The following is a 17548-nucleotide window of genomic DNA, read 5'->3' as shown; positions in this document are numbered from 1 at the left end:
CAGCAATAAGTGATGCGGAATCTCCGAGCGACTCGATGCAAACAAAAACCCCGGCATCGCTGCCGGGGTTCTGCGTTTGATAGTTCGCTTGAACAGCGTGGACTTAGAAGTCCATGCCGCCCATGCCGCCGCCCGGAGGCATGCCGCCGCCGCCTGCGCCGCCCTTCTTGGGCAGTTCGGCAACCATGGCTTCCGTGGTGATCAGCAGGCCCGCAACCGAAGCTGCGTTCTGGATCGCTGCACGGACAACCTTGGTCGGATCGATGATGCCCTTCTTGAGCATGTCGCCGTAGGTGCCGGTCTGCGAGTCGAAGCCGTAGCTGTAGGTCGCGGTCTCGAGGACCTTGCCGACGATGACCGAACCGTCTTCGCCTGCGTTGATGGCGATCTGGCGAGCCGGAGCCGACAGGGCCTTGCGGACGATCTCGACGCCGGTCTTCTGGTCGTCGTTTGCGGTCTTGATCTTCTTCAGCTGTTCCGAAGCGCGGAGCAGAGCGACGCCGCCGCCGGGGACGATGCCTTCTTCAACCGCAGCGCGGGTCGCATGCATCGCGTCATCAACGCGGTCCTTGCGCTCCTTCACTTCGACTTCGGTCGCGCCGCCGACGCGGATGACGGCAACGCCGCCAGCCAGCTTGGCGAGACGCTCCTGCAGCTTCTCACGGTCGTAGTCCGAAGTGGTTTCTTCGATCTGCGCCTTGATCTGCGCCACGCGTGCTTCGATGTCGGCCTTCTTGCCGGCGCCGTTCACGATGGTGGAGTTTTCCTTGTCGATCATCACCTTCTTGGCGCGGCCGAGCATGGCGAGCGTGACGTTCTCGAGCTTGATGCCGAGATCTTCCGAGATCGCCTGGCCGCCGGTCAGGATCGCGATGTCCTGCAGCATGGCCTTGCGGCGATCGCCGAAGCCCGGTGCCTTGACGGCAGCGACCTTGAGGCCGCCACGCAGACGGTTGACGACGAGGGTGGCGAGAGCTTCGCCTTCGACGTCTTCCGCGACGATGACGAGCGGCTTGCCGGTCTGCACGACGGCTTCGAGCAGCGGCAGCATCTCGTTCAGCGAGGAGAGCTTCTTCTCGTTGATCAGGATGTAGGCGTCGTCGAATTCAACGCGCATCTTGTCGGCGTTGGTGACGAAGTAGGGCGAGATGTAGCCGCGGTCGAACTGCATGCCTTCGACGACGTCGAGTTCGGTTTCGAGCGACTTGGCTTCTTCAACCGTGATGACACCTTCGTTGCCAACCTTCTTCATCGCGTCTGCGAGGAACTTGCCGATTTCCGCGTCGCCATTGGCCGAAATGGTGCCGACCTGGGCGATTTCGTCGTTCGAGGTGACCTTCTTGGAGTTCTTGACGAGGTCAGCAACCACGGCTTCCACAGCCAGGTCGATGCCGCGCTTCAGATCCATGGGGTTCATGCCGGCAGCAACCGACTTGGCGCCTTCACGGACGATCGCCTGGGCGAGCACGGTAGCAGTGGTGGTGCCGTCGCCGGCTGCGTCGGCCGACTTCGAGGCCACTTCGCGCACCATCTGGGCGCCCATGTTCTCGAACTTGTCGTCGAGCTCGATTTCCTTGGCGACGGTGACGCCGTCCTTGGTGATGCGGGGCGCGCCGAACGACTTGTCGATGACGACGTTGCGGCCCTTCGGACCGAGCGTCACCTTCACGGCGTTGGCGAGAATGTCGACGCCGCGCAGCATCTTGTCGCGGGCATCAACGCCGAATTTCACTTCTTTAGCTGACATGTTTTGCTTCCTTGAAAATCAGGATGGGTGGGGAAAAGGCGCTTAAGCGGCCTTCTTCTTGGCGGGAGCGGCACCTTCGAGGACGCCCATGATGTCGCTTTCCTTCATGATCAGCAGGTCCTGACCATCGATCTTGACCTCGGTGCCCGACCACTTGCCGAACAGCACGCGCTCGCCGACCTTCAGATCGATCGGGATCAGCTTGCCGGCTTCGTCGCGGCCGCCCGGGCCGACGGAGACGATCTCGCCCTGGGAGGGCTTCTCTTTGGCGCTATCCGGAATGATGATGCCGCCAGCGGACTTCTCTTCGGCGTCGATACGCTTGACCACAACGCGATCGTGAAGCGGACGGAATTTCATGCAGTCCTCCTAAGTTTCTGTAGATGCTTGAGAAATTTAAATTGGCAGTCTGAGCCAACAAGTGCCAGCGCAGCTGGTCCGGACATAGGCCGAACGTTCCTCACCGGCAAGGGTCTGTATCAAATATTTTGGCACTCAAATATGACGGGTGCCAGAATTGGTTAAGACCCTCCGATACCGGTTCTCGAATCCGTTAGCATCCACGGTAAGTGGCTGCTAACATTCGGCTTTCAACCCATTATTAAACTTTTAAGCTTGTGATGAGGACGTTGCTTGCGTCACATTTCATGCATCGTGTTGTCATGGGCGAAGTGGAAGCCGGTTCGCTGCAGTCAGCACGGTCACAGGAGAGCAGAGCGAAGTTCGACGCCAAACCGGAATCCACTTAGCCGAATGCGCTCTGTCCATGGAGGTTGAACATGGTCTCGAGAAATGCAGCTTCTGACGATTTCAGGAAGCAGGTGCTTGGCTACGGACTGACGACGGCGCAGATTCTCTACCGCATGCCGGACCATCCATCGCTGCTGCAGACCTATGTCTGGCAGAACTACGATCTGTTTCCGAAGTTTCCCGCGCTGAAGGATTTCCTGGATTTCTGGCAGGAGAAGCTCGATGGCCCGCTCTTTGCGGTAACCGTCGCGCATTCGAAACTGATCAAGCCGGCCGAGCTTCGTGCCGTGGATGGCGTCTTCCGGTTGCACTAGTCCGCGCCTCTCAACGCGCCGGATGAATTGCCGCTGTGCTGAACTACAGCTAGGTTCCCGGACGCGCTGGCCGTTTGTTCGGCATTGCGCCGGGTGGGAAACACGACATGGCGAAGCTGAAGCGAACGTCAAAGAGCGCAGCGAAAGCGGCCGCGACGAAGAAGCCTGCGACACAGGCGGTAGCGAAAGCGGCAAAGAAGTTCGCGGTTGGCAAGCCGGCCAAGGCGAGTACAAAAGCTGTCGCCAAGGCCGCGGCGAAACCCGGCCCGCGCCGCAAGCAGCGCGTCGCGATCAGCCACTATCAGGAAGAAGCATTTCTCGGCGACGGCCTGCGTGCCTACGCGAAGTATCGCGATCTCGGTGTCGCCGCTGCGACTGGCGGTTTGGCGCACGCGCATGTCATCCGGCTGATTGGACCTTGCGATCCGAAAGAGGTCTCCAAGCTTCACTATCACGATGCCGAGTTTCAGCTGGTCTACGTGCTGAATGGCTGGGTGAAGGCCTATATGGAAGGCGAGGGCGAGATGACCATGCGTCAGGGGTCATGCTGGACTCAGCCGCCACGCATCAGGCACCTGATCCGCGATTACTCCGACAATTGCGAACTGCTGGAAGTGATCCTTCCGGCAGAGTTCAGGACGGTGGAAGTCCGGTAGTTCGCGTGCGGAAATGCGACGTGTGCCTTGTTCGCGCGTCGCAGTGGCGTTGAATCAGCTATGCTGAGCCCGTCGCTGCCCTGGCCCTCAACGAGTATCTCATGACTGCATCCGTTCCGGTTTTCGACGGTCACAACGATGTGCTGCTGCGGCTGTACAAATCGCAATCGCACGATCCGGTATCCGACTTCCTGATCGGGGAAGCCGCCGGTCACATCGACCTGCCGAAGGCGAAGGCCGGCGCGTTCGTCGGCGGGCTGTTCGCGCTGTATTCGCCGGCGGCTCAGGCGTCATCGGGATTCATGGCGCAGATGACGGGCGGACGCTACGCCGTGCCGCTTCCCGAGCCGCTGACGATGGACGAGGCGCGCAATTCCGTCGTCGCCGAACTGGCCATCCTGCTGCAGCTCGAACGCGCTTCCGCAGGCGCGGTGGCGATCTGCGCCACCACCGCCGAAATCCGGTCCGCCATTGAGCGCAAGGCGCTGGCCGTGGTGGTCCATCTGGAAGGCGCGGAGGCCATCGACGCCGAGCTCAGATTCCTCGACGTTCTCTATGCGGCGGGGTTGCGGTCGATCGGGCCGGTGTGGAGCCGGACCAACATCTTCGGCCATGGCGTGCCGTTTCACTTCCCGTCCGGGCCGGATCTCGGCGACGGTCTCACCGCGGCCGGCGAGCGGTTGATCGGCGCCTGCAATGACCTGAAGATTCTGGTCGACCTGTCGCACATCACCGAGAAGGGTTTTTGGGACGTGGCGCGGCTGTCGAAGGCGCCGCTGGTGGCGACCCATTCCAATGCCCATGCGCTGTGCCCGTCGCCGCGCAATCTCACCGACAGGCAGCTCGCCGCGATCCGCGACACCGGCGGCATGGTCGGCCTGAATTTCGCGACCTGCTTCCTGCGCCCCGACGGCAGCATGCGGCCCGACACCGGCATCGAGCTGATGGTGCAGCAGATCGACTATCTGCTGGAGAAGCTGGGCGAGGATCATGTCGGGCTGGGATCGGATTTCGACGGCGCGGTAGTGCCCGAGGCCATCGACTCCGCCGCGGGCCTGCAGGTGCTGTTCGTGGCCTTGCGCGCCAAGGGCTATTCCGAGACGCTGCTCGGCAAGCTCGGCGCGGGCAACTGGCTTGATCTGCTGCAGCGGACGATCGGCTGACCGGCGCTGGCGGCGTATCTCAGGTGAGCATGCCGACGATCGCGCCCATCAGGCAGGTCGTCAGCGTCCCCGAGACGATCGACTTCACGCCGAGCGCGTTGATTTCGTTACGACGTTCCGGCGCCATGGTGCCCAGGCCTCCGATCATAATTCCGAGGCTGGCAAAATTTGCAAATCCGCACAGCGCATAAAGCATGATGAGGCGCGAGCGCGCATCCAGCGCATCGGGACCGAGCTTCGCCAATTGAACATAGGCGATCAACTCGTTGAGGATCGTCTTGACGCCCATCAGCGAGCCCGCGGTCAGCGCCTGGTCCCACGGCAGGCCCATCAGCCAGCACACCGGTGCCATCACGTAACCCAGCATGCGTTGCACGGACAGCGTGTTGCCTCCCACGGTCGGCATCATCATGAGGATCGCGTTCATGAGATACATCAGCGCCACGAAGACCAGCAGCAGGGCGATGATGTTGACGAGTAGTTCGATGCCTGCACTCGTGCCCTTGACGATCGCATCTATCGTGCTCGTGGCCGATGCGTCCGGATTGGCGAGCAATCCACCTGTGCGACGATCCTCCGTCTCAGGCACCATGATCAGGCTGACAAGGATCGCAGCTGGCGCCGAGAGCACGGAAGCAATCACGAAATGCGCCGACGCATCAGGGATCAGCGGCGCCATGAAAGTGGCGTAGAGCACCAGCACGGTACCGGCGATCCCCGCCATGCCGCCCGTCATCACCAGAAACAGTTCGCTGCGCGTGAGCTGCGCGAGGTAAGGGCGAATAAACAACGGGGCTTCGACCATGCCCAGAAAGATGTTCGCGGCCGTTGACAGCCCGACCGCGCCGCCGATGCCGAGTGTGCGTTCAAGCAGCCACGCCATGCCGCGCACGATCGGCGGCAGGATACGCCAGTAGAACAACAGGCTGGTCAGCACGCTGATGACCAGCACCACGGGGAGTGCCTGCAGTGCGAGCACGAAATCCGCGCCGGGATTCTTGAGATCGAACGGTAGTGCGCCGCCGCCGAGATAACCGAACACGAAGGAGGTGCCGGCGCGCGACGCTGCGGCGATGGTGCTGACAGCATCGTTGATGCTGCTGAAGGCGCGCGTCACGACGGGAAGCTTCAGCAGGATCACGGCAGCGACGATCGTCAATGCGAGACCGATCGCGGCCTGTCTCAGCGACACCTTGCTGCGGTTTTCACCGAGCGCCCAGGCGATCCCCAAAAGTGCGATGACGCCGAACGCCGATTGTAGCTGAAGCATAAATCCCCCGAAACCGCGGCGATGATGCCGCGGCTTCCCATGTCATGCAATCGCAATGCCGCTGAGGCGGATTACGTTTTAGCCGCGTCCGACGAACGGCATCTTCGTCGCCATGACCGTCATGGTCAGCACATTGGCGTCGAGCGGCAGGCCGGCCATATAGGCGACGGCGTCGCCGACGGCTTTGGCGTCCATGCGTGGCTCCTGCTTCGAGGTGCCGTCGGGCTGCAGCACGCCAGGGCCGTTGACCATGCGGTCGGTCATGGGGGTGGCGGCGTTGCCGATATCGACCTGGCCGACGGCGATGTCATAGGCGCGGCCGTCGAGATTGCTGGCCTTGGTCAAGCCGGTGATGGCGTGTTTGGTCGAGGTATAGGCGGCGGAGAACGGGCGCGGCGCATGCGCCGAGATCGAGCCGTTATTGATGATGCGGCCGCCGCGGGGCGTCTGATCCTTCATGATGCGGAAGGCGTGCTGCGTGCACAGGAACGGCGCGGTGAGATTGGTGTTCACCACGGCCTGCCACTGTTCGAGACCGAGGTCTTCGAACGGGATCGCGGGCGCGCCCATGCCGGCATTGTTGAACAGCACGTCGAGCCGGCCGAACTCCTGCATGGTCCTGGCGAACAGCGCGGCGATGGAGGCGGGATCGGCCATGTCAGCAGACACCGGAAGGCTCTTGCCGCCATTGGCCGCGCCAAGCTTCTGGGTCTCTTGCAGCAGTTCGAGCCGGCGACCGGCGAGCACGACGGTGAAACCGGCATTCATCAACGCGAGCGATGCGGCACGGCCGACGCCGGTGCCAGCTCCGGTCACGAGTGCGATCTTGTTGGTCATCTGTTTCGTCCCTGTTTTCTTTTTACGAGAGGTCTTTTTGAGTGAGGTCCCGGACCATGAAACGTGCGTTGTCGCCGTAGCTTTGCAGTTTCTGATCCAATTCGGAATCGCGCATGATGGTGAAATCGTGCCGCTGCCAAAAATGAACTGAATTGTTGACGGCAACAAGCGTCATGTTGGGCAGTTGCATCAGCCTGGCGCGTGCCGCCATCATATCGACGGCCACGGTCGCCGCGCCGGATCTGCGGGTTTCGGGCAGCAATGCGAGATCGTGAATGTAGAAGGTCGAGGGCGCTGCGGGCATTGTCAGCAGGCTGTTCAGCGATGGCGGCTCCCTGAATTGCCAGGGATGGCTGACGAGATAACCCTTGATCCCGTCCTGGGCTTCGAGCACGGCGCAACCGTTTGGATCGAGCGCCAGGCGGTTCGCGAACACGACCTCATCTTCGGGGAAATCGGGATGAACGGCATCGGCGATGGCGAGGACGGATGGCAGGTCTGCCTCCGTCATGATGCGCCATTTCATCGGAACTGCGGTCATTGCGGCCGCGCTCAATTGTCTTTCTTGTAGGGTGGGCGCGGAATGTTTTGATGTGCCGCGCGCAGTGCTGCCGACCAGCGCGAGCGCAGGTCGTGAAAATAGGGCTCGCCGGCTTCAATACGGTGATTGAGATCGGCGTCGCAGACATCGGTGCGCACCACCAGCACATCGATCGGCAGGCCGACGCCGATATTGGAGCGCATGGTCGAGTCCATCGAGATCAGGCCGGTCTTGAGCGCCTCGTACAATTCTACGTCGTAATGCATTGCGCGGTCGAGCACCGGCTTGCCGTATTTGTGCTCTCCGATCTGCAGATAGGGCGTGTCCACCGTGCATTCGATGAAATTGCCGGCCGGGTAGATCATGAACAGCCGCATCTTGGCGCCCTTGATCTGGCCGCCGAACAGGAACGAGACGTCGAAATTGATATCCTCGGCCTCCAGCGCCTTGCCCTCGGTGGCGTTGACGTGCCGGATGGCGCGGCCGATGCGCTGCGCAGCCTGAAACATCGTAGGTGCGTTCAGCAGGGTCTCCAGCTCACCGGTGGTCGGGTTCTCTAGCCCCTCGCTCAGGGTGGAGAGCACCGATTGGCTGATGGCGAGATTGCCTGCGGAGGCCACCGCCATGATGCGGTCGCCGGGCTGGTTGAAAATGTGCAGCTTGCGGAAGGTCGAAATGTTGTCGAGTCCGGCATTGGTGCGCGTGTCCGCGATCATCACCAGGCCGTCCTTGACGAGAATTCCGCAGCAATAGGTCATCGTCGGTCCCTTGGTCAGGGAAGCGTCTTACGCGGTGGGTATCGACCGGGCAACCTCGGAAAACCAGTTTGAGGTTGTTCAGGACTGGCTCTGCGATTGGGACTGGCCGCGGCCATTGGCCTGATCGACCTTGACGGCGACGGTCAGGGTTTCCGTGCCGCCGCCATAGCGGGTGCCGCGGACGGGGGCTGCGCCGAGGTAATCCAGGCCGATGGCAACGCGGGCATGGGCGTCGGTGGTGCAGATGGCATTCGCAGGGTCGAAGCCGACCCAGCCGAGATCCGGCACATAGGCCTCGGCCCAGGCATGGCCGGCCTGCTGGTTGGTCTCGCCATCGGCACGCCAGAAATGGCCGGAGACGAAGCGGGCAGGGACGCCGGCCGAGCGGGCACAGGCGATGAAGATATGCGCGTAATCCTGGCAGACGCCACGCTTGCCGATGAAGGCCTCGCTCGCCGAAGTACCGGTGCTGGTTGGATCGACGTCGAAGGTCATGTGCTCGTTGATGGCCATCATCAACGCGTGCAGGAAGCCAAGTACGTCGGTCTCCGCGCTTGGTGACAGATCCTTGGCAAAGGTCTGCATCGCTGCGCTGAGGTCGGTGAGATCGGTCTGACGCAGGAAGAAGCTCGGCGGAAAGCGCTCGTCGGTGCCCTTGAGCACGCCACCGGTATCCTGGGTGTCGATCAGGCCTTCGACGGTCACGGTGAGGTCGGCGATCGGCCCATGGGTCAGCACATGGGTGACGTTGCCGAACGCGTCCTCATGCAAATCCAGGCGCGAATCCGTGGAGACATCGATCTGCCACTCGGCGACATACTGGCCGTCATGGCTGCCCGGCGTCATCCGCAAAATCTGGATCACGCCCGAAGCTGGCGGTTCGTAGCGATAGGTGGTCGAATGGGCGATACGCAGGCGCATGGCAACGTGTCCGAATCTGCAGATGAGCCGGGACGCTAGCTCAAATCAGGTATTGTTTGGCAATGATGTCGCCCAGACGGCTGTTATCTGCAATGAATTCCTGGATGAATTCATGCAACCCATGCTGGAAAATATCCTGCATGTTGCTGTGTTCGAGGCGGTTTCGGACGCCGCGGGCGTGGCGCTGCGCTGCGCCCTGACGGCCATAGGACACGCCGATCTGGTCGAGATTGCGCACCAGATTGCCGTAGCAGCTCGCCAGCGAGCGCGGCAGCGTGTCATTGAGGATCAGCAGATCCGCGATCAGCCAGGGCTTCAGCGTCTCGCGATAGACCCAGTGATAGGCCGTCAGTGCGGAGACCGAACGCAGGATCGAGGTCCATTGATAGTAGTCGAGCGGGCCGCCGACATGTTCGTCTTCGGGCAGCAGTAGATGATATTTCACATCGAGAATGCGCGCGGTGTTGTCGGCGCGTTCCAGATGCAGGCCGAGCCGTGAGAACCAGTAGGCATCGTTGCGCAGCATGGTGCGGTAGGCCGAGCCGTCGAAGCGCAGCGATGTCTCCTGCACGAAGCGGAGGAAGTTCGCCAGTTGCTCGCGTGTCTTGGCGCCGCCGCTCCAGGCGGATTGCAGCTCCAGCCATGCGCTGTTGATCGTGTCCCACATCTCGCCGGTCAGCGCGGTGCGGACCGAGCGCGAGTTCAGGCGTGCGGCTTCGATGCAATTGCGGATCGAGGAGGGATTGGCCGTCGAGAACGAGAGATATTCGACGACGTTGGTCTCGTTGGCTTCCTCGTAGATTTCGTAGAAGGCTGCGCTGACGCCTGCGGTTAGTAGCGCCGAATCCCATTCGTTGGTCTGGCCGATATAGGTATTCGGCAGCGCGGTGACGCGCAGTGTCGCCTCGATCGTGCGCGCGAGATATTCGGCGCGTTCGACATAGCGGGCTAGCCAGTAAAGGTTCTCGGCGGTGCGCGACAGCATGCGGGAATTACCTAAGCTCGTCATTCCGGGGCGCGCGCGCATCTTTGCGCGCACGAACCCGGAATCTCGAAATGAGATTCACTGATCGGGATTCCGGGTTCGTGTCCGGCAAGTGCCGGCCACGCCCCGGAATGACGACGAGAAAAGCAGCAGCCGTGGCGGTCATCTCACTCATCCAAAATCCACGTATCCTTCGTGCCGCCGCCCTGGCTGGAATTCACCACCAGCGAGCCTTCCTTCAGTGCGACGCGGGTCAGACCGCCTGCGACGATGGAGACGTTCTTGCTGCCGGTGAGCACGAAGGGGCGAAGATCGACATGCCGCGGCGCGAGGCCTGACTCGGTGCAGGTCGGGCAGGTCGACAGCGCCAGCGTCGGCTGGGCGATGAAGCCTTCCGGCTCGCGCTTCAGCTTGTCGCGGAAAGCTTCAATCGTTGCTTTTGTAGCAGCAGGGCCGATCAGCATGCCGTAGCCGCCGGAGCCGTGGACTTCCTTGACGACGAGTTCGCTTAAGTGATCGAGCACATAAGCAAGATCGCCAGGTTCGCGGCAGCGCCAGGTCGGCACATTCTTCAGGATCGGTTCTTCGCCGAGATAGAACTTCACTACTTCCGGCATGTAGCTGTAGATCGCCTTGTCGTCGGCGATGCCGGTGCCGACCGCATTGGCCAGCGTGACATTGCCGGCCATATAGGCCGACATCAGTCCGGGCACGCCGAGCGCTGAATCCGGGCGGAAGGTGAGGGGATCGAGGAAATCGTCATCGACGCGGCGATAGATCACGTCGACGCGTTTGAGACCTTCGGTGGTGCGCATGAAGACCTCATCGTTCTTGACGATGAGGTCGCGGCCCTCGACCAGTTCGACGCCGAGCTTGTCGGCCAGGAACGAATGTTCGTAGTAAGCCGAGTTGTAGACGCCGGGTGTCATCAGCGCGACGGTGGGCTCTGTCGAGGCCGAGCGCGGTGCCACGGAGCGCAGGCAGGACAGTAGTTCGTCTGGATATTTCTCGACCGGCGCGACGCGATGTCGCGCGAACAGGTCGGGGAACAGCCGCATCATGATCTCGCGGTTCTCCAGCATGTAGGAGACGCCGGAGGGCGTGCGGGCATTGTCTTCGAGAACGAAGAATTCGTCCGGATTGGTGCGGACAATGTCGATCCCGGCGATGTGGACATAGACATCGTGGGGGACGTCCTGGCCGTTCATCTCGGGGCGGAACACCGGGTTCTGGAAGATCAGGTCATCGGGGATCAGGCCGGCGCGGAGAATTTCGCGGCCATGATAGATGTCCTTGAGGAACATGTTGATGGCGCGGGTGCGCTGCTTCAGGCCCTTTTCCAGCAGGGTCCATTCCTTGCCAGAAATGATCCGCGGAATGACGTCAAAGGGGATCAGCCGTTCGGTGGATTCGGAGTCGCCGTAAACCGCGAAGGTGATGCCGATCCGGCGGAACAGCAGCTCCGCTTCCTGGCGGCGATGTTCCAAAGCGTCCGGAGGCGTCTCCTTGAGCCAGCGGGAGAGTTCTTCATAGGCCGGGCGGAGTTCGCCTTGGGGCCCGTTCATTTCGTCGAACGCGACTGCCATGTACCCTGACTGTTGTTTCGAGGCCGTACGGAGATTGCACGACTGAAAGGGATGGTAGCAAGGGGCGGGCCAGCACGATATGCATTCAACAAGAGCAATTCGTATGAGATGCGTGTAAAGCTGCCTGAAAAAACGGCTGGACGCTGCTCGTTTCGGCAGCAAAACCCCGTGACATCAGGACTTTGCCTGCGCATGGTCCCGGGAATGGTGAGGAACGACAAATGACCGAGATTGTGACCGCGGGCATCCTGGTGATCGGCGACGAGATTCTGTCAGGTCGGACCAAGGACAAGAACATCGGCTTCATTGCCGAGTACCTCACCAATATCGGTATCGATCTCAAGGAAGTCCGTGTCGTCTCCGACGACGAGCCGGACATCATTGCTGCGCTCGATGCGCTGCGCAAACGTTACACCTACGTTTTTACCACTGGCGGCATCGGCCCCACCCACGACGACATCACAGCGGATGCGGTCGCCAAGGCGTTCGGCGTCAAGATCGATCATCATCCCGAGGTGGTCGCGCGTTTCCAGGAGCGCTTCGGCGCCGACCTGAACGAAGCCCGGCTGCGGATGGCACGCATCCCTGACGGCGCCGACCTGATCCAGAGCGCGACCATCCTGGCGCCCGGCTTCAAGATTGACAATGTGATCGTGATGGCCGGCGTGCCGACGATCATGCAGGCGATGATGGACATCGTGTCGCCGAAACTGAAATCTGGTTTGCGGATGCTATCCGATACGGTGAAGGCCAATGCGCGGGAGGGCGACGTCGGTGGGCCGCTGCGCGATATCGCGAAGGCGCATCCGGACACGATCATCGGCAGCTATCCGTTCATGGACGAACAGGGCAAGCCGAACACCAATCTGGTGGTGCGTTCGCGCGACCAGGATAAGCTCAATGCGGCAATGGAGGCCGTCAAGGCGATGTTGGCGACAATCAACGCGCCCAAGTGAAATTAAGAGTGAACTAACGAGTGGATCAACATAAGTCCGGCCGCCTGAGGGCGACCGATGTGAGGAGACGAACATGGCCGATCATCCGGAATTGAGTGCTGAGGAGCGCGCCGGGAAGGCATTCCCGGTGTCCTGGGATCAATTCCATCGCGATTGCCGCGCGCTGACCTGGCGGCTGAACAGCGCCGGTCCATTTCACGCGATCATCGCTATCACACGCGGCGGTCTCGTGCCGGCAGCGATCGTGGCGCGCGAACTCGGCGTCCGCGTCATCGATACGGTGTGCATCGCCAGCTATGAGCACAACAAGCGCGGTGAGTTGCAGGTACTGAAGGGGCTCTCGGCCGATGCGCTGAAACTCGGCGGCGGCGACGGCAAGGGCCTCTTGATCATCGACGACCTCGTCGATACCGGCAAGACGGCGCGTATCGTTCGCGACATGCTGCCGAAAGCGCACTTTGCGACTGTCTATGCCAAGCCCATGGGCCGGCCGCTGGTGGATACGTACATCACCGAAGTGTCGCAGGACACTTGGATCTTCTTTCCGTGGGATCTCGGCCTGTCGTTCCAGCCGCCGATGCGCGAAGGCGCAGGCTAGGGCACCAGCTCTTCAGCCGTCATTGCGAGGAGCACTCGCGACGAAGCAATCCAGTCTTGGCTTGTTGCTTCTGGATTGCTTCGCTGCGCTCGCAATGACGTGGAGAGGACAGGGATATGCCGCTGCAAAATCGTGTCACGCCGTCAGGCAATATCGTCGCGACACCGGAGCGCGGAACGTTCACCGGCAATCGTGGCATCATCCATGATCCTTCGACCAAAACGCTCCTGAACAGGCGCTGGTCGAATCCGGCCTGGATCACCTGTGTCTGCGAATTTTGCGGCCGTCGCCGCGATGTGATGGCGACACGTAGCTGGACCGAACTGTTCTTCCTCGACGAGGCCACATCCTTCGCCGCCGGTCACCGCCCATGCTTCTATTGCCGCCGCGACGATGCCAACCGCTTTCGTGCGGCGTGGGAGGAGGGCAACGGCGTCACGCGTGTGCGGGCGACGGAGATCGATGCGGTGCTGCATCGTGAGCGGCTGGATAACAGGAAGAAGCGATTGCATCCGGTGGATGGGCCTGTCGAGGTATTGCCGGATGGGGCGATGGTGCAGGCGGGTGGTGAGAGCTTTCTGATCGCGCAGGGGCAGGCGCTGCAGTGGTCGTTTGCGGGCTATCGCGCGGCGGATGTCGAGCTCGTCGACGCGCATTTGCTGACGCCACCATCGACGCTGAGGGCATTTCGCGCCGGCTATCGTCCGGTGCTGCATGTGAGTGCTGCCGCGGGAAACTAGAATTCGTCATGGCCGGGCTTGTCCCGGCCATCCACGTCTTTCCTTGTTTGGTGCTAAGACGTGGATGCCCGGCATAAGGCCGGGCATGACGGCGTTTGTTGCGGGGGACGTCTTACCCCAGTTTCTGCCTTGCGAGCTTTGCACCCGCACCCAACGCCCGCAGTTTCGCTTCCGCGATATCCCGCTGCATCGGAGCCATGCCGCAATTGGTCGTCGGCACGATCTTGTCCTTCGGCACGTGTTTCATCACGGCCTCGATGGTGGCGACAACATCCTCCGGCGTCTCGACAGTGTCGCTGGCGACATCGATCACACCGGCCTGGACGATCTTGTTCTTCAGCAGTCCCAGCAATTCCAGCGGCACGCGCGAATTGCGGCATTCGATGGCGACCTGCTGGATCGGGCTGGCGTCGATGGCCGGGAATATCTCCTCATATTGCCGCCACTCACTGCCGAGGGTTTCTTTCCAGTCGGTATTGGCCTTGATGCCGTAGCCGTAGCAGATGTGAACGGCTGTCGCGCAAGTGAGGCCTTGCGCGGCGCGCTCAAGCGCCTTGACGCCCCAGTCGGCGGCTTCGTCCATGAAGACGTTGAAGGCCGGCTCGTCGAACTGGATCATGTCGACGCCGTCGGCCTGCAGTGCGAGCGCTTCCTGGTTCAGCAATTCGGCGAAGGCGAAGGCCATCTTGACGCGGTCGCCGTAATAGCTGTCCGACAGGGTATCGATAATGGTCATTGGGCCGGGCAGCGTGAACTTGAACTTGTTCGTCGTATGCGCGCGGGCAGCCTGCGCTTCGAAGGCGTGCACGCGGCCCTTGAGCTGCAGCGGCGCGGTCACCTGCGGCACCATCGCTTTATAGCGATCCTTGCGGATGCCCATCTCGACCTTGTGGGCGAAGTCGATGCCGTCGACCTTTTCCAGAAAGCCATGGACGAAATGCTGCCGCGCCTGCTCGCCTTCGGTGACGATGTCGACGCCGGCATCTTCCTGCACTTTCACCGCCAGCAGCGTCGCGTCGCGCTTGGCGCGCGCGAGTTCGTCGCCGGAGGAGCGCCAGGTTGGCCACAGCTTGTTCGGCTCGGCGAGCCATTCGGGCTTCGGCAGCGAGCCGGCGATGGTGGTTGGAAACAGCATTTGTTCGCTCCCCGGAAATTGTGTTTTGCGGAGGCCTATCTGCCACGTTCCTGACCCTCCGTATATGGGATTGGCGCATCCATAAGGGAGGGCTAGGATCGGCCAAAACGTATCGAGGACGCCGGGAAAATTATATGATCGACCTGCATTACGCACCGACGCCGAACGGCTGGAAAATCTCGATCATGCTGGAGGAGTGCGGGCTGCCCTATACGGTCGTCCCGATGCAACTCGGTCGCGGCGACCAGCACCAGCCTGAATTCCTCAAGCTCAGCCCCAACGGCCGCATGCCGGCCATCGTCGATCATGCGCCTGCCGATGGCGGCGCGCCGGTGTCGATCTTCGAGAGCGGCGCAATCCTGATCTATCTCGCGGAGAAATCCGGCCAGTTTATGCCGGCCGAGATGCGAAAGCGTTTCGACGTCATGCAATGGCTGATGTGGCAGATGGGCGGGCTCGGTCCGATGCTCGGCCAGAACGGACATTTCCTGCTCTATGCCCCCGAGAAGATTCCCTATGCGATGGATCGCTATACCCGCGAAGCCAGGCGCCTGTACGGCGTACTCGATGCGCATCTTGGCGGGGGCCGCGATTATATCGCCGGCGACTACTCCATCGCCGATATGGCGTGCTTTCCGTGGATCATGACCCATAAGGCGCAGGGGCTGACACTGGATGATTTCCCGAACGTGAAGCGCTGGTTTGCGCTCGTCCGCGCGCGGCCGCAGGTACAGGCAGGGCTTGCCGTCGGCAAGCAAGAGAAGAAGCCGATGGATGAGCAGGCGAGGAAGATCATGTTCGGTGTCGATGCACCGGCGCATGCGCAGGCGCAGCAGTGAGATTCGTCGTTCCGGGGCGGCGGCGCGCCTTCGCGCCGACGAACCCGGAACCTGGCAGTAATAAAAACACATCGGGATTCCGGGTTCGCGCCAAGTGGCGCGCCCCGGAATGACAGAGAACAATAATAAGAGGAAACACCCATGATCGAATTCTTCTTCGACTGTTCCAGCCCCTGGACCTATCTCGCCTTCCACAACATCCAGCCGCTGGCGAAGGAGTTCGGGGAGGAAATCTCGTGGCGGCCCATTCTGGTCGGCGGCATCTTCAATTCGATCAATCCCAGCGTCTATGAATCGCGCAAGACGCCGGTGCCGGCCAAAGCGCGCTACATGAAGAAGGACCTCGGCGACTGGGCGCGCTCGGCGGGCCTGGCGATCAAGATGCCGCCGACGGTGTTTCCGGTGAACAGCGTCAAGGCGATGCGCGGCTGCATCTGGCTTGGAAGCGATGCGATGGTGCCGTTCGCGCGCGCGGTATTCGAAGCCTATTGGGGCGACGACAAGGATATCTCCAGGGATGATGTTCTCACCGAGATCTGTACGCGCACCGGCATCGATCCCGCGAAATTCTTCGCGGGCATCGGCGATCAGGCGATCAAGGACCAGCTCAAGGTCAATACGGATGACGTGATCGCACGGGGCGGCTTCGGCTCGCCGACCATCTATCTCGACAAGACCGACATGTATTTCGGCAATGACCGCCTGCCGCTGATGCGTGAGGCGCTGCAGCGCCGCCGCGTTGGCGCTGGAAGCGCCGAGAGCGCCGCCTGATGCCGAAAGCGATTGTTTGCCGTGAGCTCGGAGCGCCGGAAATCCTGCGTCTCGAACAATTCGAATCAAAGGCGCTAAAGCCCCGGCAGGTCCGCGTTGCCGTGCGCGCTGCCGGAATCAATTTTCCGGATATCCTGATGGCGGCCGGCGAATATCAGCTCAAACCGGAGCTGCCGTTCACGCCGGGTATGGAAGCGGCGGGCGACGTCAGCGAAATCGCCGGCGATGTGCCCGGCATCGCGGTCGGGGATCGCGTCATCGTCAAGCTGCGTCATGGCGGCTATGCGGACGAAGTCGTGGTGACGCCGGCACAACTCACTCCACTACCGTCGACGTTCGACTATGCGGAGGGGGCGACGTTTCTTGCCGCCCACGGCACCGCGCATCACGCGCTGGTCGATCGCGGCCAGATCAAGCCGGGCGAAGTGCTGCTGGTGCATGGTGCCGGCGGCGGCGTGGGGTTGGCAGCGGTGGAGATTGGCAAGCTGCTGGGCGCCACCGTGATCGCTGCCGCGTCGTCAGAAGAGAAGCTCGTAGTGGCGCGTGAGCGCGGCGCGGATCACGGCGTGCTGTATGGCGCCGGACCGTTCAGGGATGCCGTTAAACGTCTCACGGATGGCAAGGGCGTCGATGTCGTGTTCGATCCGGTCGGTGGCGAAATCTTCGAGCAGAGCCTGCGCTGCATCAATTGGGGTGCCCGCCTGCTGGTGATCGGCTTCACCGGCGGCATCGGCGTGGCGAAAACCAATCTCGTGCTCATTAAAGGCGCCAGCGTGCTCGGCGTCCGCGCCGGCGAGGCGGCGCGGCGCGATCCGAAGATCGGCGAAGCCCGCATCGCGCAGCTCCTCGCATGGGCAGAAGCGGGAAAGATCAGGCCAAATGTTTCGCATCGCCTGCCGCTGGCGGATGTCGCGGCTGCCATGCGGCTGCTGACGGAGCGCAAGGCGATCGGCCGTGTGGCGCTGACCATGGGCTGAGCGC

Annotated in this window: 19 protein-coding genes; 9 read left to right on the top strand and 10 right to left on the bottom strand. The window is 61.8% G+C overall.

Annotated elements, in window-relative coordinates; genetic code table 11:
* Positions 1-103: 103 nt before the first annotated feature.
* The gene (gene groL, locus SFY93_RS23740; RefSeq protein ID WP_089264961.1) at positions 104-1747 is read right to left on the bottom strand and encodes a chaperonin GroEL; all 1644 of its coding nucleotides are present in this window, start codon (positions 1745-1747) and stop codon (positions 104-106) included.
* A 42-nt stretch (positions 1748-1789) separates the two neighbouring features.
* On the bottom strand, positions 1790-2107 hold the full coding sequence (locus SFY93_RS23735) for a co-chaperone GroES (RefSeq protein WP_089264960.1): 318 nt from the start codon (positions 2105-2107) through the stop codon (positions 1790-1792).
* 419 nt (positions 2108-2526) lie between these two features.
* Between SFY93_RS23735 and SFY93_RS23730 the strand changes: the two genes are divergently transcribed.
* The 3 genes from SFY93_RS23730 to SFY93_RS23720 all read left to right on the top strand — a co-directional run bounded on the left by SFY93_RS23730 (position 2527) and on the right by SFY93_RS23720 (position 4630).
* Positions 2527-2811: an usg protein gene (locus SFY93_RS23730; RefSeq protein ID WP_068736319.1), complete on the top strand. Its 285-nt coding sequence runs from the start codon at positions 2527-2529 to the stop codon at positions 2809-2811.
* Between the two features lie 107 nt (positions 2812-2918).
* Complete coding sequence (locus tag SFY93_RS23725; RefSeq protein ID WP_320444841.1) at positions 2919-3467, top strand: cupin domain-containing protein; 549 nt, start codon at positions 2919-2921, stop codon at positions 3465-3467.
* 101 nt (positions 3468-3568) lie between these two features.
* Positions 3569-4630 carry a dipeptidase gene (locus SFY93_RS23720; RefSeq protein ID WP_320444840.1) on the top strand — a complete coding sequence of 354 codons (1062 nt, stop codon included), beginning with the start codon at positions 3569-3571 and terminating at the stop codon, positions 4628-4630.
* A gap of 19 nt (positions 4631-4649) precedes the next feature.
* On the opposite strand, the gene SFY93_RS23715 is transcribed toward SFY93_RS23720, so the two are convergent.
* From SFY93_RS23715 to SFY93_RS23685, 7 genes are all read right to left on the bottom strand, one after another.
* Positions 4650-5900 carry a NupC/NupG family nucleoside CNT transporter gene (locus SFY93_RS23715; protein WP_320444839.1) on the bottom strand — a complete coding sequence of 417 codons (1251 nt, stop codon included), beginning with the start codon at positions 5898-5900 and terminating at the stop codon, positions 4650-4652.
* A 78-nt stretch (positions 5901-5978) separates the two neighbouring features.
* On the bottom strand, positions 5979-6737 hold the full coding sequence (locus SFY93_RS23710) for an SDR family oxidoreductase (RefSeq protein ID WP_068736102.1): 759 nt from the start codon (positions 6735-6737) through the stop codon (positions 5979-5981).
* 22 nt (positions 6738-6759) lie between these two features.
* Positions 6760-7278 (bottom strand): GNAT family N-acetyltransferase, encoded by a 519-nt coding sequence (locus SFY93_RS23705; protein WP_320444838.1) that lies wholly within the window; start codon positions 7276-7278, stop codon positions 6760-6762.
* Between the two features lie 11 nt (positions 7279-7289).
* A complete protein-coding gene (locus SFY93_RS23700) occupies positions 7290-8036 on the bottom strand; it encodes a proteasome-type protease (RefSeq protein WP_093756417.1) in 747 nt (248 codons plus the stop codon).
* A gap of 78 nt (positions 8037-8114) precedes the next feature.
* Complete coding sequence (locus tag SFY93_RS23695; RefSeq protein ID WP_093756416.1) at positions 8115-8957, bottom strand: transglutaminase family protein; 843 nt, start codon at positions 8955-8957, stop codon at positions 8115-8117.
* A 40-nt stretch (positions 8958-8997) separates the two neighbouring features.
* Positions 8998-9942 (bottom strand): alpha-E domain-containing protein, encoded by a 945-nt coding sequence (locus SFY93_RS23690; RefSeq protein WP_068736110.1) that lies wholly within the window; start codon positions 9940-9942, stop codon positions 8998-9000.
* Between the two features lie 167 nt (positions 9943-10109).
* Positions 10110-11528: a circularly permuted type 2 ATP-grasp protein gene (locus tag SFY93_RS23685; RefSeq protein ID WP_089264954.1), complete on the bottom strand. Its 1419-nt coding sequence runs from the start codon at positions 11526-11528 to the stop codon at positions 10110-10112.
* Between the two features lie 221 nt (positions 11529-11749).
* On the opposite strand from SFY93_RS23685, the gene SFY93_RS23680 reads away from it, so the two are divergent.
* From SFY93_RS23680 to SFY93_RS23670, 3 genes are all read left to right on the top strand, one after another.
* Positions 11750-12484, top strand: a complete 735-nt coding sequence (locus SFY93_RS23680) for a competence/damage-inducible protein A (protein WP_309948719.1) — start codon at positions 11750-11752, stop codon at positions 12482-12484.
* Positions 12485-12557: 73 nt separating this feature from the next.
* Entirely contained in the window at positions 12558-13082 is a 525-nt protein-coding gene (gene gpt / locus SFY93_RS23675; protein WP_068736116.1) for a xanthine phosphoribosyltransferase, read from the top strand.
* A 116-nt stretch (positions 13083-13198) separates the two neighbouring features.
* Complete coding sequence (locus tag SFY93_RS23670) at positions 13199-13822, top strand: hypothetical protein (RefSeq protein WP_320444837.1); 624 nt, start codon at positions 13199-13201, stop codon at positions 13820-13822.
* Between the two features lie 112 nt (positions 13823-13934).
* Here the strand turns inward: SFY93_RS23670 and SFY93_RS23665 are convergent, their stop codons facing one another.
* Positions 13935-14957 (bottom strand): methionine synthase, encoded by a 1023-nt coding sequence (locus SFY93_RS23665; RefSeq protein WP_320444836.1) that lies wholly within the window; start codon positions 14955-14957, stop codon positions 13935-13937.
* 134 nt (positions 14958-15091) lie between these two features.
* On the opposite strand from SFY93_RS23665, the gene SFY93_RS23660 reads away from it, so the two are divergent.
* From SFY93_RS23660 to SFY93_RS23650, 3 genes are all read left to right on the top strand, one after another.
* Entirely contained in the window at positions 15092-15796 is a 705-nt protein-coding gene (locus SFY93_RS23660; protein ID WP_320444835.1) for a glutathione S-transferase N-terminal domain-containing protein, read from the top strand.
* Positions 15797-15937: 141 nt separating this feature from the next.
* Entirely contained in the window at positions 15938-16567 is a 630-nt protein-coding gene (locus tag SFY93_RS23655; RefSeq protein ID WP_320444834.1) for a 2-hydroxychromene-2-carboxylate isomerase, read from the top strand.
* Positions 16567-17544, top strand: coding sequence for an NADPH:quinone oxidoreductase family protein (locus SFY93_RS23650; protein ID WP_320444833.1), 978 nt, complete (start codon positions 16567-16569; stop codon positions 17542-17544). The genes SFY93_RS23655 and SFY93_RS23650 overlap by 1 nt, the downstream gene beginning before the upstream one ends.
* Positions 17545-17548 lie beyond the last annotated feature (4 nt).

The organism is Tardiphaga sp. 42S5 (genome assembly GCF_034044155.1).
Taxonomy (GTDB): domain Bacteria; phylum Pseudomonadota; class Alphaproteobacteria; order Rhizobiales; family Xanthobacteraceae; genus Tardiphaga; species Tardiphaga robiniae.
This window is presented reverse-complemented; position numbering and strand designations above follow the sequence as displayed.

Excerpts from the sequence above, each read along its gene's own strand:
- SFY93_RS23670 (WP_320444837.1), top strand. The coding sequence starts at position 13,199 with ATGCCGCTGCAAAATCGTGTCACGCCGTCAGGCAATATCGTCGCGACA.
- SFY93_RS23665 (WP_320444836.1), bottom strand. The coding sequence starts at position 14,957 with ATGCTGTTTCCAACCACCATCGCCGGCTCGCTGCCGAAGCCCGAATGG.
- SFY93_RS23720 (WP_320444840.1), top strand. The coding sequence starts at position 3,569 with ATGACTGCATCCGTTCCGGTTTTCGACGGTCACAACGATGTGCTGCTG.
- gpt (WP_068736116.1), top strand. The coding sequence starts at position 12,558 with ATGGCCGATCATCCGGAATTGAGTGCTGAGGAGCGCGCCGGGAAGGCA.
- SFY93_RS23695 (WP_093756416.1), bottom strand. The coding sequence starts at position 8,957 with ATGCGCCTGCGTATCGCCCATTCGACCACCTATCGCTACGAACCGCCA.
- groL (WP_089264961.1), bottom strand. The coding sequence starts at position 1,747 with ATGTCAGCTAAAGAAGTGAAATTCGGCGTTGATGCCCGCGACAAGATG.
- SFY93_RS23710 (WP_068736102.1), bottom strand. The coding sequence starts at position 6,737 with ATGACCAACAAGATCGCACTCGTGACCGGAGCTGGCACCGGCGTCGGC.
- SFY93_RS23735 (WP_089264960.1), bottom strand. The coding sequence starts at position 2,107 with ATGAAATTCCGTCCGCTTCACGATCGCGTTGTGGTCAAGCGTATCGAC.
- SFY93_RS23700 (WP_093756417.1), bottom strand. The coding sequence starts at position 8,036 with ATGACCTATTGCTGCGGAATTCTCGTCAAGGACGGCCTGGTGATGATC.
- SFY93_RS23690 (WP_068736110.1), bottom strand. The coding sequence starts at position 9,942 with ATGCTGTCGCGCACCGCCGAGAACCTTTACTGGCTAGCCCGCTATGTC.
- SFY93_RS23685 (WP_089264954.1), bottom strand. The coding sequence starts at position 11,528 with ATGGCAGTCGCGTTCGACGAAATGAACGGGCCCCAAGGCGAACTCCGC.
- SFY93_RS23725 (WP_320444841.1), top strand. The coding sequence starts at position 2,919 with ATGGCGAAGCTGAAGCGAACGTCAAAGAGCGCAGCGAAAGCGGCCGCG.
- SFY93_RS23680 (WP_309948719.1), top strand. The coding sequence starts at position 11,750 with ATGACCGAGATTGTGACCGCGGGCATCCTGGTGATCGGCGACGAGATT.
- SFY93_RS23655 (WP_320444834.1), top strand. The coding sequence starts at position 15,938 with ATGATCGAATTCTTCTTCGACTGTTCCAGCCCCTGGACCTATCTCGCC.
- SFY93_RS23660 (WP_320444835.1), top strand. The coding sequence starts at position 15,092 with ATGATCGACCTGCATTACGCACCGACGCCGAACGGCTGGAAAATCTCG.
- SFY93_RS23705 (WP_320444838.1), bottom strand. The coding sequence starts at position 7,278 with ATGACCGCAGTTCCGATGAAATGGCGCATCATGACGGAGGCAGACCTG.
- SFY93_RS23730 (WP_068736319.1), top strand. The coding sequence starts at position 2,527 with ATGGTCTCGAGAAATGCAGCTTCTGACGATTTCAGGAAGCAGGTGCTT.
- SFY93_RS23715 (WP_320444839.1), bottom strand. The coding sequence starts at position 5,900 with ATGCTTCAGCTACAATCGGCGTTCGGCGTCATCGCACTTTTGGGGATC.
- SFY93_RS23650 (WP_320444833.1), top strand. The coding sequence starts at position 16,567 with ATGCCGAAAGCGATTGTTTGCCGTGAGCTCGGAGCGCCGGAAATCCTG.